This is a genomic window from Marivirga sericea (assembly GCF_900177665.1).
GTDB lineage: Bacteria > Bacteroidota > Bacteroidia > Cytophagales > Cyclobacteriaceae > Marivirga > Marivirga sericea.
The window spans coordinates 359237-374348 of record NZ_FXAW01000002.1 but is presented as its reverse complement, the minus strand read 5'-3'; the positions used below and the strand labels follow the sequence as shown (position 1 = coordinate 374348).

Here is a 15112-nt window from a genome sequence, read left to right as displayed (position 1 = left end):
AAACTTAATTAAAATTACTCAAGATGAAGAAAATTAATTTATTAGCGTTGCTAGCATTGATTTCGGGATTCATATTCACTGCATGTGATGATGATCCAGAGCCAAACAACCTAGTAACAATTGAAGGAATCCCAGCTACTGCTGAGATTGAAAATTTAGGGACCTTAGGACCAGTAAATGCAACTATTACTGCAGAAGATGGATTAGCGAGTGTAACAGTAACAAAAGACGGTGACACTTATTTAGAGCCAGAATTTGAAGCTAATGCAACTTCGTTATCAATCGAATTCTCTTATACTGCAACTGAAGCTGATGCAGATCAAAACATTGTATTTGAATTTACAGCTACTGATGCTGATGGTGATTCAGAAACAGTTACGCATGTGCTTTCAGTTGGAGAAGCTCCAGCTCAGTTACCTAATGAAGTGCTTTCAGGTTTAATCCAAGAAGATCTTACGCTGACTAGTGACAGAATATGGGAACTAGCAGGACGAGTAATTGTAACTGCAGGCAACACATTAACAATTGAACCTGGTACTATAATAAAGGGACGTCCAGGTGACGCTGCAGCAGCTTCTGTATTGATAGTTGCTAGAGGTGGTGATATTCAAGCAAATGGAACAGCTGAGGCTCCAATAGTTTTTACTTCAACCGCTGATGAAATTGGAGTGGGTGAATTTGAAAGTTCTCTTGATTTAACTACCCAAAGAGGTTTATGGGGTGGAGTTTTAATATTAGGTAACGCCCCTATTTCAGCTGAAGCTGCTGAAGCGCAAATTGAAGGAATTCCTGTTACAGTAACTGAAGGACTATACGGTGGCGATGCTGCTGATGACAACTCAGGTGTATTTGAATATGTATCAATTAGATTTACTGGTGCTGAATTAGGCCCTGGAAATGAATTACAAGGGTTAACCTTAGGTGGTGTAGGTTCAGGTACTACAATCAACCATGTTGAGTCAATTAATAGCTCAGATGACGGTGTTGAAATATTTGGCGGAACAGTTAATATTTCAAACTTTATAGTTTGGGCTCAAGATGATGATGGATACGATACTGATCAAGGATGGAGTGGAACTATTGACAACTTTGTATATATTGGAGCTGATGAAGCAAATGGTTACGCATGGGATGGAGACCATGGTATGGAGTTAGATGGTTCAGAAGGAGATGATGGATCAACTAATTTGGTTGGTAAATTTATCAACGGTTCTTTAAGAGGCCTATCTTCTAGTGATTATGCTGATCTAAGAGACGGTGCTAAATATGATATCCAAAATACGTATTTCTTCGATTTTGCGGAAGGTTCAGATATTGAGATTGATGCTGATGATAATGATGATGATCCAAGAGGTTCAGATAATTACGCTAATGATATTACCAAATTTATCGGACTTGAATTTAATACAACAAATGCGATAGGTGATATTTTTGTTGATCAATTAGATGCAGCTGCAGCTGCAGCAGCTAATGATAGAACTGAAACTGAATTTGCTGCTCAAATCACAGCAAACAACGCTAAATTCATTAGCAATAATGCAGTTGTATCAGAGCCAACCGTAGGTGCAGATGTAAGTGTATTAGCTTGGTCTTATGCGGCAGCACAAGGGCAGTTAGACTCTTTCTAAGCAAGAAAATCATATTAATAAAGGAAATAGCTCTCAGAATTGAGGGCTATTTTTTTTTGTATCTATATTAACAGAATATTTCGGTTAACAAATTATTAACATACAGACAATTATCTGGTAAACTACTCTAGTTTAATTCTAGCTACTTTTGCATTATAAATTTAATAAGAGTAAATCATGAATATCAAACTAGGAGTTTTTACTATCGCACTTGTATTTGTCTCAAGCTTGCTGATGGCTCAAAAAGGAACGATCAGAGGTAAGGTTATTGATAACAAAACAGGTGAAGAAATGATTGGCGTTTCCGTGGTTATTGATGGAACGGCCAATGGTGCAGCTACAGATCTTGAGGGAGCTTTCTCCTTTAATGCAGATCCAGGAACCTACGATCTTAAAATTTCTTTTATTTCATTTGAGACAAAAATAATCAAAGGTATCGAAGTAAAACCTGATGAAGTTACTGCATTAGGAACGATTAGATTAGGTGAATCTGTCGAACAAATGCAAGAAGTTGTAGTAAAGGCTAAAGCCATAAGAGAAACTGAGGCTGCATTACTAACTGTTAAAAAGAAATCCGCAAATATCATGGACGGCATATCTTCTGAAACATTCAAATTAATCGGTGACTCCCACGCTGCCACAGCTGTAAAACGTGTTTCTGGAGTATCTATCCAAGATGGACAATATGTTTTTGTTAGAGGTTTAGGGGACAGATATACTAAGACCACTTTAAACAGAATGAATATACCAGGACTTGATCCTGATAAAAATGCTGTTCAAATGGATATTTTTCCTACTAGCTTAATTAATAATATAATTGTCTATAAGTCATTTACTCCGGAATTAAACGCTGATTTCGTTGGAGGAACAGTTGATATAGAATTAAAAGATTTCCCATCAGAAAAGACTTCTAGTTTTTCATTTAGTACTACCTATAATCCTTCAATGCATTTTCAATCAGACTTTAGAAGTTATCAAGGTGGAGGTTTAGATTTTTTAGGAATTGATGACGGAACAAGGGATCTACCTTATAATGCTAAATTAGATGGTGGGAAATTGCAAAGTACAATTCCGACTGATGAACAAAGTATCCGCTTTTTAAGTGACGTAACCAGAAGATTCGATTCAAACATGGCTGCAGATGTCTATGGTAACAATCTACCCGATATGAGTGCTTCATACTCAAGGGGGAATCAATTTGACATCAACACCTATAAATTAGGCTATAATGTAGCTATAAATTACAATAAAAGTACAAGTCACTATCAAAATGCGATTGACGGATATTACTTAAGACCTCAAGATGCAGATGAGTTTGAATTGATATCGGATAATATTTACGAGGGGCCTTTGAGCGCAAGAGATACAAGATTAAGCGGTTTGGCAGGCTTATCATTAAAAACTGATGCCTCAAAATACTCTCTTAAAGTATTAAGAATACAAAACGGTATTTCAAGAGCGGGGCAAAGGACAAGGACAGCTTCTTTAACAAATTCATATACTGCCTTTTTAGACAACTTAGAGTATACAGAGAGGATCATGAATAATGCGACCTTAAACGGTACTCATAGCTTTAACAGAGGAAATTTCGAAATCGATTGGATTTTAGCTTCTACTTTTTCAACTGTTGAAGACAAAGACGTAAGAATCACTCCTTTCACAGTAGCTGATGATGAAGGAAACCTAGCTATCCAATCACAAGAAGGTGGAGAATCACAAAGAATCTGGCGTTTACTTGATGAGCAAAACTACAGTGGAAGAGTCGATTTCAAAAAAGGTTTCGATATCAATGGTAATGAATCTAAATTCAATTTTGGTTTTAGTGAAGACTTTAAACAAAGAGATTACGAAATTCAAGATTTTGGCGTTGATTTCTTTGGTAGCCAAAACCTACTGGAACTTGATGGAGATGCAGACAGAATATTTTTACCTGGGAATATAATTGGTGAAGAAGAAGGAATAGATGACTCTCGATTTGGCACCTATGTTGGAACGAGATTTACACCGAGTAATGCATTCAACGGAAGTATTAATATTATTGGTGCATATGTGAGCAGCGAACTAGTTTTTACTGATGAGATTAAAGCGATAGTCGGAGTTAGATCAGAGAAATACGATCAGTTCTTTACTGGTCAAAACCAAAATGGCTCAAGAGTTTTTGAAGACGAGAACGTTTTATCATCATTGAAGCTTTTTCCATCTTTAAACTTGACTTACTCACCATTCGAAAATACAAATTTAAGAGCGTCATATTCCAAAACAGTAGCAAGACCATCATTTAAAGAAAAATCTACTTTAGAAATTCCTGATGTATTAACAGGTTTAACTTTCATAGGTAATATAGACCTTATCGAAACAGATATTGATAATTTAGACTTGAGATACGAAATGTTTATGAGTAGAGGGCAAACCGTTTCAGTAGGGGTATTCTATAAGAGATTTGTGAATCCTATTGAACTGGTTAGAGACGATATTCAATCTGACAACGTCAGACCTCAAAATGTAGGTGATGGTCAAATAATGGGTGCAGAATTTGAACTAAGAAAGAACTTAGCTTTTATTACACCAGCTTTACAAAATTTCTTATTCAAAGGTAATTTTACTTATGCAAATTCATTTATCGAAAGGAACGAAACGGAGGCAGAAGGCACCAAAAATGGTTTAAGAACTGGAGAAGAATATTCTGATAGAAGAGATTTCTTGGGACAACCTCCTTATATTGCCAATGTAGGAATAGATTATGTAGATTTTGAGTCTGGTTTTGAATCAAGTTTAGCATATAATGTGCAGGGACCTACTCTAGCAATCGTTGGCGTTAACAGAACGCCAAGTACCTATACAGTTCCATTCCATAGCTTGAACTTCAATGTAAGTAAAGCCTTTGGTATCGATGGTAAGAACAAAATTGGAGTTAGGGTAGATAATATTTTAGGAGACGTTCAGGAAAGAGTTTTTAGTTCCTTCAATGCTGAAGATCAAATTGAATTCAGCAGAAACCCTGGCAGATCTTTCCGGATTAAATATTCAAGAAGATTTTAAGTTTAGGTTGACTTATTTAATTATAAAAAAGCTTCTGAGGCAACTCGGAAGCTTTTTTTCATTAAGATAAAACAAAAACCCGCAAGGCCAATCTGGATCTTGCGGGTTTTTATTGAAATACACTATCTCTTTATTATTTCTCCAACTGATAAGCTACCACCTTATTCTTAAAAAAAGTAGGCACGTAAACGATCATCTTCTCAGCATTTAAACCGATATCGGCAGTTTGAGATTCTTCTGCTTTAGTGTCTAATAACAAAGTAGCTTTATTACCAGCCACATGATAAATTTCACCCTGCCATCTGCTGGCAATATAAGTTTCATCATTTAGCATGGTTAAACCGTCTCCACCTGTTACGGAATCATTCACCATAGAGAATTTATTTTTGCTTAAATCATAAGCCCTCAATCCCTTTTTGTCCAACGTCATTAAATGATCTCCTTTGCTTAATAAGCCATTTACACCTTCAACCCCTTCAGCTATGGTTGATAGTTCTCCGTTTTCAATTTTATGAATTAATCCTAAGCCCATATCAGAAATATAAACTGCTGTTGATGAGGAAGTGATGTCATTTAAGAACTCTGCTTTCTCTGGAGTGAATTCTTTAGCTACTTCACCAGTTTCCAAATCAATAGCAACTACTCTATCGATATCCGTCACATATAGATGACCATCAAAGATGCCCATCCCTTTAGGAGCATTCAATCCAGTAGCCCATTTCAAATCTTGAACACTTCCATCTAGATTTAGAATAGAAATAAATCCTTCACCATTTTTATCCAATGGCTGTCCGTTGATATTAGAAACAAATAATCGACTTCCTTCACCATCAAATAAAACTGACTCACAGGTAGTCATTATGCTATCCGTTTCCCACAATTTGACCAATTTTGGATCGGCTGATTTTTCCACTACCTCCTTTTCTTGTGTTTCTTCTTCTTGATTCTCTTTTTTAGCGGGCTGGCATGCAAATATTAGCAATGCAAGACCTAATACGAATACTGTACTTTTCATAGTCTTTTTTTGTGTTGGTTTATATAAAGATACAAAACTGATCGCAATCGCAAGTGTTTCATTTTTTTCAGCTGGATAAGCTACCTATTTTCTATTAGCTTCTCCTATATACTTCAAAACTTCCCTTAATGCTGCTTTCCTTATATCCTTTTCACGAACTTCCGAATGTCGGTGCAATACAAATTGGAATTTTAGAGAAGTAAAATTTTCATTAATTTTAATTATGCGCAGTACGTAACTTTCACTATTTATATACTGATGATATTCTCCTAATACGTCAACAATATGCTTCTCAACTGAGGAAACATCAGATGCAAGTTCATTTTTTAAATCAAAATCAAAACTTACTTTTCGAATTGCTCTCTTGGTATAATTGAAAATCTGCGAGGTGAATACCATAGAATTCGGAATGTAGATCAGATCTTCATCATCATTCACAATATGCATATTCACTAAGGTTATATCAGCAACTTTCCCCTTTACCTCACCAATTTTTATTTCATCCCCTATCATCACTTCTTCTGAGAACATAATTAACATTCCATTGATCATATTGGCTATATAATCTTTCGAAAGTATGGCAATAGCTGCTGCCACTATACTTAGAGAGGTGATTAGATTGATGGGATCAATATTAAATAAGAGAAGAATTGCGCCAATTAGAACAAATGTGTGCAGGATATTCGCAATGTGATTAATCCCTAAAATAAAATTACTTTTAACACCCTTCGATAATTTATGCTTTTGCTGGTAATAAAGAACCACCGCCAACCTTATAAATGAAATCCACAAGTCGGCATATAAATAAAGCCTCAGCGCTTTGATATAATGCTCTGGAATGCCAATATCCACTAGCTGTGATTTGTAGGTATCGATAGCAAAAAGCGCAGCAATAAAAATCAAAGCTTTTACGACAAACCAGATTCTTTTCTTTCGCTCTAAATTTATGGTGGGGGTAATGGATTTTTTCTTCGCTTTATTCATATGACAAAGTTATAACAATCTAATAACACTATAAGTAGGTGCTCTCAGCTTCATCCCTTATTTTTGTAAAAATATTTTACAAATTAAAGATGATAGATAAGAAAAGAAACCCTTGGCACGATATCCATTACGGAGATGAGGTGCCTGAGTATGTAAATGCTGTGATTGAAATTTCTAAAGGTAGCAAGGGTAAATTTGAGTTGGACAAAGAAACAGGTTATTTAATGTTGGACAGAGTGCTATTTAGTTCTGTTCATTACCCAGCAAATTATGGCTTTATTCCGCAAACTTACTGTGATGATAAAGATCCCTTGGACATAATGGTGATTACTTCGATTGAATTACCTCCTCTCTGCATGGTAAAAGCAAAAGTATTAGGTGTTATGAAAATGATGGATCAGGGGGAAGCAGATGATAAAATCATTGCAGTTGCCGCTAATGACATGTCAGTAAATCATATGAATGACATTAATGACTTACCTCCGCATACTTCCAAGGAAATGCAAAGATTCTTTGAAGATTACAAGCAGTTAGAAAACAAGAAAGTAGTGGTAGAAGATTTCTTTGATAAAAAGGAAGCTATGAATGTCATTAATGACAGTATTAAGCTATATGATGAAACTTTCAAGAAATAGTATATATTCTAGCAAAAGAAAAAAGGCTGTCTAATTTGATTTTAGGCAGCCTTTTTTACTCCAATCATATAAAATTACATTTTAGAGACTCGTCCACCTGAGCCGGAATCAGCATCAACAATAGAAGGCTTACCACCATAAGAAATTCTTCCTGACGAAGAGGCCTTAGCAATTAATTTCTCTTCTACATTTAATTCGATTCTACCGGATGAACTGGCCGCTAAATCAGCATTATCGCAAGTAAATTCAGAAGCATCAATTCTTCCCGAGCTGCTCACTTGTGCCTCCATATTCTCAGCATTTCCAGATAAGCTAAATCGACAAGAACTGCTAACTTGCGATTCGATATTTTTAGCTTCAGCTTGTAAAGAGATTCTAGCGGAGCTTGATCCGGATACTTCTATATTAGTTGCTTTCACATTTAAATCCATTCTAGCGGAGCTCGAACCTTTTATATCTAGATTACTTGCTTCAATCAAATCTTCTGACATCATCCTTGAAGAACTACTAGCTTTCAAGCTTTCAAGTTCTTGGAAATAGACTATTACCTCGACCTCAACATTTCGGAAAATTTTATTTGATTCCATTTCAATTTTCAAATCACCACCTTTTACTTCAGTGATAACATCTTCTAATTCACCAGTAGTGCTAACATCTACTTTTGCATCACTTCCCTTTTTCAAAATAACTCTGATGCTTTGAGAGGAAGATACCGAAGTAAAATCAGATAATGAACGTGTTTCAGATTCTTGAGATTGCGCCTGACATGCAAAAAGAGCAAGGACAAATACTAGTACTAAATTTTTCATGTGTGTATGGGTTAGTTTCTTAGTAAAGATGCATATAAATTTAATTGGTTGCATAGGGGGTAAAGTATTTTGTTCCTGTACCGATAACTCAAACCATTAGACATAAAAAAAGCACAGCAAGTTGCTTTTGCTGTGCTTTTATAAATCTATCTATTACTTAATTAGAATTTATTCAACACTTTATTCACTTCTGAATCAGGGTTTGCACATTGCTCACCAGGTTGCTTCCCACAGAAGCTACAAGCTTCACCATCCTTATTCAGAAAAGGGCTCTGCGATGCACATGTACCTTTAAACTCACCATTTTTTATAAAAATCAGCCTTACTGACATTAAAATAAAAAACGCACCTATTAATCCAATTGCTAATAAAAAAGTAGTCATAATATTAATGTTTAGGACTTTAATTCATCCTGTTGATCGATCCGCAAATTTAACATTCTAATTTCATAACGCCTACTAAGAAAGCAAAGTTTCTTAAATTGCACTTTTCCCTAATAGCTATAAAAACAAATGAAGGAAGTACAAAAATACCCTGACGCAAGAAGAGAAGTAAAACTGCAAGCTTTTGACAGACTGTTAACCATAATGGATCAGCTCAGAAACCTTTGCCCTTGGGATAAGAAGCAAACCATTGAAAGTATCCGTCATTTAACCATAGAAGAAACCTTCGAATTATCCGATGCAATTTTAGATCATGATTTAGAAGAAATCAGAAAAGAGCTGGGCGATATTATGCTTCATATGGTATTCTACGCTAGAATGGCGGATGAGCAAAAAGCTTTTGACATGGCTGACGTTCTAAACGGAATTTGCGATAAACTAATAAACCGTCATCCTCATATTTATGCAGATGTAGAAGCTAATGACGAGCAAGCGGTAAAAGAAAACTGGGAAAAAATTAAACTGAAAGAAAAAGGGAATAAATCAGTTTTAGGCGGAGTTCCAAAATCCTTGCCTGCTTTAATAAAGTCTATCCGAATTCAAGAAAAAGCACGAGGTGTAGGCTTTGACTGGGATAAAAAGGAGCAGGTTTGGGGAAAGGTAGAGGAAGAAATGCAAGAATTTAAACAAGAAGAAGAATCTGGTGATCAAGAAAAAGCCACTGAAGAGTTTGGAGACTTAATGTTTAGCCTCATTAACTATGCACGATTCGCAGGTATAAATCCAGAAGAAGCCCTTGAGAAAACCAATAGAAAATTCATTACACGGTTCAATTATTTAGAAGCCGAAAGCAAGAAAGATGGCAAGCAAATTTCAGAAATGAGTTTGGAAGAAATGGATATTTATTGGGAAAAGGCAAAAAAGCTCTAATAAGCTGAAAATTTACCCCTAATGTCCATCCAATTTTGCAAAACAACACTATCTTCCCTATAAAAAGGCCTGAAATTTATTATTTAACATCATATTTAATAAATCAGGTTAACTTTTTAACCAATTATATTTTCATATCTGTATATTTTCATAAATTTGATGATAAATCAAACCTATTTTTATGGAATTATCATTTCTACAGTCATTTCAGGGATTAATTAAACCCCTACTGGCATCAAATCTTGAAAATACTGCCATAGCATCAGAAATCAATATAGAAATCCTTACAGTAAATAATTTATGGATGATGCTCTGTATTGCATTGGTTTTCATTATGCATTTAGGGTTTGCTTGCGTGGAAGCGGGTTTCACACAATCTAAAAATACAGTAAACATTCTTTTCAAGAATACACTAACCCCTGCAATAGGTTTAGTTTCCTATACCATTATTGGATTTAATCTCATGTATCCTGAATTTGCAAATGGACCAGGCTGGTTTGATTTCAACGGTTTTTTCTTGGATGATTTCGCTGGTCTTAATTACAATCAAAATTACACATACTGGACTGACTTTCTTTTTCAGGCCATGTTTGCTGCTACAGCTGCAACCATTGTTTCTGGTGCTGTTGCTGAGCGAATAAAGATTTCTGCATATTTCATATTTACCATTGTTTTCGTTGGTTTCGTATATCCTGCCATCGGAAGTTGGCAATGGGGAGGCGGTGCTTTAGCCGCAATGGGCTTTTATGATTTTGCAGGCTCTACCATGGTTCATTCAGTAGGAGGCTGGGGAGCTCTTGCAGGTATCATTGTATTAGGTCCTAGAATTGGAAAATATGTGAATGGAAAAGTGATCGATAAAGAAGGATCAAGTGTTCCTTTAGCAACAATCGGAGTGTTCTTGCTTTGGTTTGGTTGGTTTGGGTTTAATGGAGGGTCAGTACTTTCAGCAGAGCCTAGAGCAACTTCCTTAGTGATTATGAATACCTCTCTTGCAGCAGCAGCTGGTGCATTAGGTGGTTTTGTAATGGGCTATTTCACATTCAAGCGATTAGATCTGGGAATGGTGCTGAACGGGACTTTAGCAGGCTTAGTCGGAATTACTGCAGGTGCAGACCTCATGACACCCGGCTTATCCCTTCTAATCGGATTTATAGCTGGTAATTTAGTGGTGCTTTCCGCCATCGGATTAGATAAATTGAAATTAGACGATGCAGTAGGCGCAGTTTCTGTTCACTTAACTTGTGGGATTTTTGGAACCCTAGCTGTCGGATTTTTTGGCGAAAAAGCAGGCTGGGACCAATTTCTGAATCAATTAATCGGAGTAGCAGTCTGTGGCGCAGCAGCTTTTGGTTCGGCTTTAATCTTGTTCTTATTATTGAAAAAGACCATTGGATTGAGAGTGTCCAGAAAACATGAAGAACAAGGATTGGATAGCCATGAGCATGGAATTAGAGGCTATACCATTACCTACGAATAAACAGTATCATACTGCAAAAGCTCAGATTTAAGAATTTAAGTCTGAGCTTTGTTTTACACTTCACTAAATTGCTCTAGATATCCTTTCATTTCCTGTTGAATGGTTTGGGCTTTTTCTCTCGCTACTTTAGCAAAATCTTCGCCTTTTGAGGCGTAAATAATTCCTCTGGAAGAATTAACTAATAAACCCCCATTTTTATTCAACCCGTATTTAGAGAGCTCTTTTAAATTACCTCCTTGCGCCCCCACTCCAGGTACCAGTAAAAAATGGTAAGGAACTGCTTTTCTTATTTGCTGAAACTCTTCGGAACGGGTGGCCCCCACTACATACATCAAATTCTCTTGAGTACCCCATTTCTTAGAAACTTCCAAAACTTTTTGATAGACCTTCTCTCCAGATTTTAATTCCTCAAACTGAAAATCCTTTCCGCCTTCATTAGATGTAAGTGCCAACAATATCACCCATTTATCTTCAAATTCAAGAAAAGGCTCAACGGAATCGCTTCCCATATAGGGTGCTACAGTGATAGAGTCAAATTTCATTTGTTCAAAAAATGCTTTTGCGTACATTTTGGATGTATTGCCAATATCTCCTCTTTTCGCATCGGCTATGGTAAAAACATCTTTGGGTAGATATTCTATCGTCTTTTGTAAACTTTCCCAGCCCTTGATACCTAATGCTTCATAAAAAGCAATATTGGGCTTGTAGGCCACTGCATAATCAATCGTAGCATCAATAATCTGCTTATTAAATTCAAAGATTGGATCTTTTTCCTTCAGTAGATGCTTTGGAATTTTATTGATATCAGTATCCAGTCCTACACAAAGATAGCTGGATTTGGATCTAATTTGGTCAGAAAGCTGTTGGTACTTCATGGTTTCAAGTAGGTTGGCTAAATAAACCTGTCTGGTTTTTAGTAATCACACACTGTATTGATTTGCTCTCACTATAGCTTTAAAAAGCTACGGGACCTGACAGGTTTAAATATAATTAATGAGTGAATTATCTAAAATCCAACACCTCAATATCTGGGTAATCTGATGGATTAAATACAAAATCATCCGCATTTAAAGAATCATCAACTTTGAAGTTGGTAACTTCATAATTAAAAATATTTCCTGCTCTATCGAAAATCGTCCATTTATCCAGCAAATTAGTTTTTTTGTCTATTTTCAATCTAATCTTATAAAACGATTCATCTTTATCCTCAGGAACCAAATCAATTACATGATATTGAGCACTACCTTCTCCAGCCATATATAAGTACTTATAGCCTTTTTGATATGCTTTATAGATTTTACTTGGATTCATCTCCCCAGCCTCTTCATCATAATTATTAATAGTCACTTCGTTAGCATCTCTCAAATAGGTCCAAACAGTTTCGTTATTATTGACGATCAATTGCCCAGCCACATCCGCTTTAAATTTATCACCACTTACCACAATTTCTCCTTTGAAAGTATCTGTGATATCTTCCATCTTATTTTCCAGTGTTTGAGTAAAAGTGGCTGTAAATCCTTGGATGTTACTGTACTTGGCACTCATTTTATCCAAAATTTCTTTTGCTTTGGGATCGTTTTGTGCAAACGATGTGATGCTATAAACGCACAGCATCATTATCAATGTGAATTTTCTCATTCCTTTATTTTTTTCTGTTCTAATGATTGTTATCGATATTGTTCAATAATTGTTCCAAACTATATTCATCAGGAATTAATACTTCCCGCGCTTTACTTCCTTCAAAGGATCCTACTATTCCAGCAGCCTCCAACTGGTCAATTAATCTACCCGCTCTATTGTAACCTAATTTCAATTTTCTTTGGATTAAGGAAGTACTTCCTTGCTGATGCAATACAATTAATTTAGCGGCTTCGTCAAATAAGGCATCTCTTTCCGATAAATCTACCTCCCCTACTTTGCTATCATCATCATCTCCTGCGAACTCAGGTAACTGATATGCTCTTTCATAGCCTCTTTGATTCCCTATATACTCCACTACTTCATCAATCTCTGGTGTATCAATAAATGGGCATTGCAATCGGATCAGGTCAGAACCTTGAGAAAGTAACATATCTCCCATACCTACTAACTGCTCAGATCCCCCTGTGTCCAAAATGGTTCTAGAATCAATTTTTGAAGTTACTCTAAATGATAGTCTAGCTGGGAAGTTAGCTTTAATGATACCTGTAATAACATTAACTGAAGGACGCTGAGTTGCAATGATTAAATGAATACCTATGGCTCTTGCTAGCTGTGCAAGTCGAGCAATAGGTGTTTCGACTTCCTTACCAGCTGTCATCATCAAATCCGCTAACTCATCTATTACTAAAACTATGTATGGTAAAAATTTATGGCCCTTTTCCGGATTTAATTTCCTGCTTACAAATTTCGCATTGTATTCTTTTAGATTTCTACAGCCTGCATCTTTCAGTAAATCATAACGATTATCCATTTCTATGCAGAGTGAATTCAATGTGTTTACAACCTTTTTTGTATCTGTAATGATTGGCTCTTCCGTTCCTGGCAACATGGCTAAAAAGTGCCTTTCCAATTTATTAAAAAGTGTTAATTCTACCTTTTTAGGATCAACCAATACAAATTTAAGTTGGGATGGATGCTTTTTGTAAATCAAAGAAGCTAGCATCACATTCAATCCAACTGATTTACCTTGACCAGTTGCTCCTGCCATGAGCAAATGAGGCATTTTAGCCAAATCTGCAATATACACATCATTACTAATAGTTTTACCCATTATGATTGGCAATTCCTTATCACTTTTTAGGAACTTATCGGTAGCTAAAACCGACTTCATACTCACCATCTCACGGTTTTTATTCGGAACCTCAATACCGATAGTTCCTTTTCCAGGTATGGGGGCAATTATCCTAATACCCAAAGCTGCCAAACTTAAAGCAATATCATCTTCCAAGTTCTTGATTTTTGAAATTTTCACGCCTGCTTCTGGTACAATCTCATAAAGCGTCACCGTTGGACCAATAGTGGCTTTTATACTCTGAATCTTGATTTTGAAATTGGTCAAAGTTTCCAAAATCTTATCTTTATTAGCCTCTAGCTCTTCTTGAGTCACTTTTACTTTCCCTGAATCATGATCTGCTAATAAATCTAAAGTCGGATATTTATAAGAGGATAAATCTAAAGTCGGGTCATAATTTTCTACTTTTTTACCTAAAGCCTCGTCAAACGAAGACTCTTCTACCTCCATTTCCTGCTTTTCTTCTTTTGGGGGTTCTTCCTGAACTACCTTATTTTCCAGTGTATTTTCCACCTCCATTTTTAATTCTTCTTGCGGAGGGGCTTTTTTGGGCTTTTGTTCGGCCACTGTCCATGTACTAGCATCATCGAAAGACTCTTCTTCTACAACTTCATCTTGCTTTTCGCTTGTGATTTCATCTTTCTCAGTTTCCGAAGTAATTTTTTCATCTGAAAAGCTTACGGTTTCATCTGCTAATGGGACATCACCAGCTGTTTTGGAACTAAAAAAGAGTAGTGAGGTGACATTAAAATAGAAAACGGTAAATATGAGAAGGGAAAGAATTAAAACAAGATAGGTGCCCCAGCCAAAAAGGCTATTGAAAAGCACTGCTAATTCATAGCCTATCCCACCACACAAGAAAGAGAATGCTGTAATTTTACCTGATTCAAAAACCATAAAGCCCAGAAGTAAACTGAACCAAAAAAGGAAAAACAACATAAAAGTGAAAGCACTTTTTATGGAGAAGATTACCTTATTGAAAGTAATGCGATAACCAGCTAAAAATAGAAATGGGGGAATTAAAAATGCGGCTAAGCCAAACCATTTAAAAATGAAATAATAAGCAGACTGTGCACCTAACAGCCCAAGCCAATTATCCATTTCAGCTCCAGAAGCTTTCACACCTGTTTCTGAAACTGACTGCAAAATGCTCATATCGGCTTTGCCTGTAAATAAATAAGAAATAAATGCAGTAAATAGAAAAATAGAAGCGGTCAATAAAAAGAAACCAAAAGCCAAATGGAGTCTCCTATCTTTCAGAAAATTCCATTGCAAGTTAATTTTAGCAGATTTCTTCTCTTTCTCTCCTTTTTTAAAAGTATTAGACTTATAAGTGTTCTTTGCCATAAATAATGCTCCCTAAGCACATGTAAAAATGCATAAATTCAATTTAAGCGCAAAATACGAATCTTCAATTAGAAAATTTGCTACTAGGG

The 15112-nt window shown here is 35.9% G+C and carries 12 protein-coding genes; 5 read left to right on the top strand and 7 right to left on the bottom strand.

What is annotated here, in order from left to right:
- The first annotated feature begins 23 nt into the window (after window positions 1-23).
- Window positions 24-1628: a hypothetical protein gene (locus tag B9Y84_RS06910; protein WP_085516350.1), complete on the top strand. Its 1605-nt coding sequence runs from the start codon at window positions 24-26 to the stop codon at window positions 1626-1628.
- Window positions 1629-1805: 177 nt separating this feature from the next.
- Window positions 1806-4667 (top strand): TonB-dependent receptor, encoded by a 2862-nt coding sequence (locus B9Y84_RS06905; RefSeq protein ID WP_085516349.1) that lies wholly within the window; start codon window positions 1806-1808, stop codon window positions 4665-4667.
- A 133-nt stretch (window positions 4668-4800) separates the two neighbouring features.
- On the opposite strand, the gene B9Y84_RS06900 is transcribed toward B9Y84_RS06905, so the two are convergent.
- A complete protein-coding gene (locus tag B9Y84_RS06900; protein ID WP_085516348.1) occupies window positions 4801-5682 on the bottom strand; it encodes an SMP-30/gluconolactonase/LRE family protein in 882 nt (293 codons plus the stop codon).
- A gap of 84 nt (window positions 5683-5766) precedes the next feature.
- Window positions 5767-6666, bottom strand: a complete 900-nt coding sequence (locus B9Y84_RS06895; RefSeq protein WP_085516347.1) for a mechanosensitive ion channel family protein — start codon at window positions 6664-6666, stop codon at window positions 5767-5769.
- Between the two features lie 89 nt (window positions 6667-6755).
- On the opposite strand from B9Y84_RS06895, the gene B9Y84_RS06890 reads away from it, so the two are divergent.
- A complete protein-coding gene (locus B9Y84_RS06890; RefSeq protein ID WP_085516346.1) occupies window positions 6756-7301 on the top strand; it encodes an inorganic diphosphatase in 546 nt (181 codons plus the stop codon).
- Window positions 7302-7375: 74 nt separating this feature from the next.
- On the opposite strand, the gene B9Y84_RS06885 is transcribed toward B9Y84_RS06890, so the two are convergent.
- Complete coding sequence (locus B9Y84_RS06885) at window positions 7376-8110, bottom strand: head GIN domain-containing protein (RefSeq protein ID WP_176223737.1); 735 nt, start codon at window positions 8108-8110, stop codon at window positions 7376-7378.
- Between the two features lie 161 nt (window positions 8111-8271).
- Window positions 8272-8493, bottom strand: a complete 222-nt coding sequence (locus B9Y84_RS06880; protein WP_085516344.1) for a hypothetical protein — start codon at window positions 8491-8493, stop codon at window positions 8272-8274.
- 129 nt (window positions 8494-8622) lie between these two features.
- Between B9Y84_RS06880 and mazG the strand changes: the two genes are divergently transcribed.
- On the top strand, window positions 8623-9423 hold the full coding sequence (mazG, locus tag B9Y84_RS06875; protein ID WP_085516343.1) for a nucleoside triphosphate pyrophosphohydrolase: 801 nt from the start codon (window positions 8623-8625) through the stop codon (window positions 9421-9423).
- Between the two features lie 181 nt (window positions 9424-9604).
- Window positions 9605-10903, top strand: a complete 1299-nt coding sequence (locus B9Y84_RS06870; protein WP_085516342.1) for an ammonium transporter — start codon at window positions 9605-9607, stop codon at window positions 10901-10903.
- A gap of 53 nt (window positions 10904-10956) precedes the next feature.
- Here the strand turns inward: B9Y84_RS06870 and pyrF are convergent, their stop codons facing one another.
- The 3 genes from pyrF to B9Y84_RS06855 all read right to left on the bottom strand — a co-directional run bounded on the left by pyrF (window position 10957) and on the right by B9Y84_RS06855 (window position 15023).
- The gene (gene pyrF / locus B9Y84_RS06865) at window positions 10957-11778 is read right to left on the bottom strand and encodes an orotidine-5'-phosphate decarboxylase (protein WP_085516341.1); all 822 of its coding nucleotides are present in this window, start codon (window positions 11776-11778) and stop codon (window positions 10957-10959) included.
- A gap of 127 nt (window positions 11779-11905) precedes the next feature.
- On the bottom strand, window positions 11906-12541 hold the full coding sequence (locus B9Y84_RS06860) for an outer membrane lipoprotein periplasmic chaperone LolA1 (RefSeq protein ID WP_085516340.1): 636 nt from the start codon (window positions 12539-12541) through the stop codon (window positions 11906-11908).
- 19 nt (window positions 12542-12560) lie between these two features.
- The gene (locus tag B9Y84_RS06855; protein ID WP_085516339.1) at window positions 12561-15023 is read right to left on the bottom strand and encodes an FtsK/SpoIIIE family DNA translocase; all 2463 of its coding nucleotides are present in this window, start codon (window positions 15021-15023) and stop codon (window positions 12561-12563) included.
- Window positions 15024-15112: the final 89 nt, after the last annotated feature.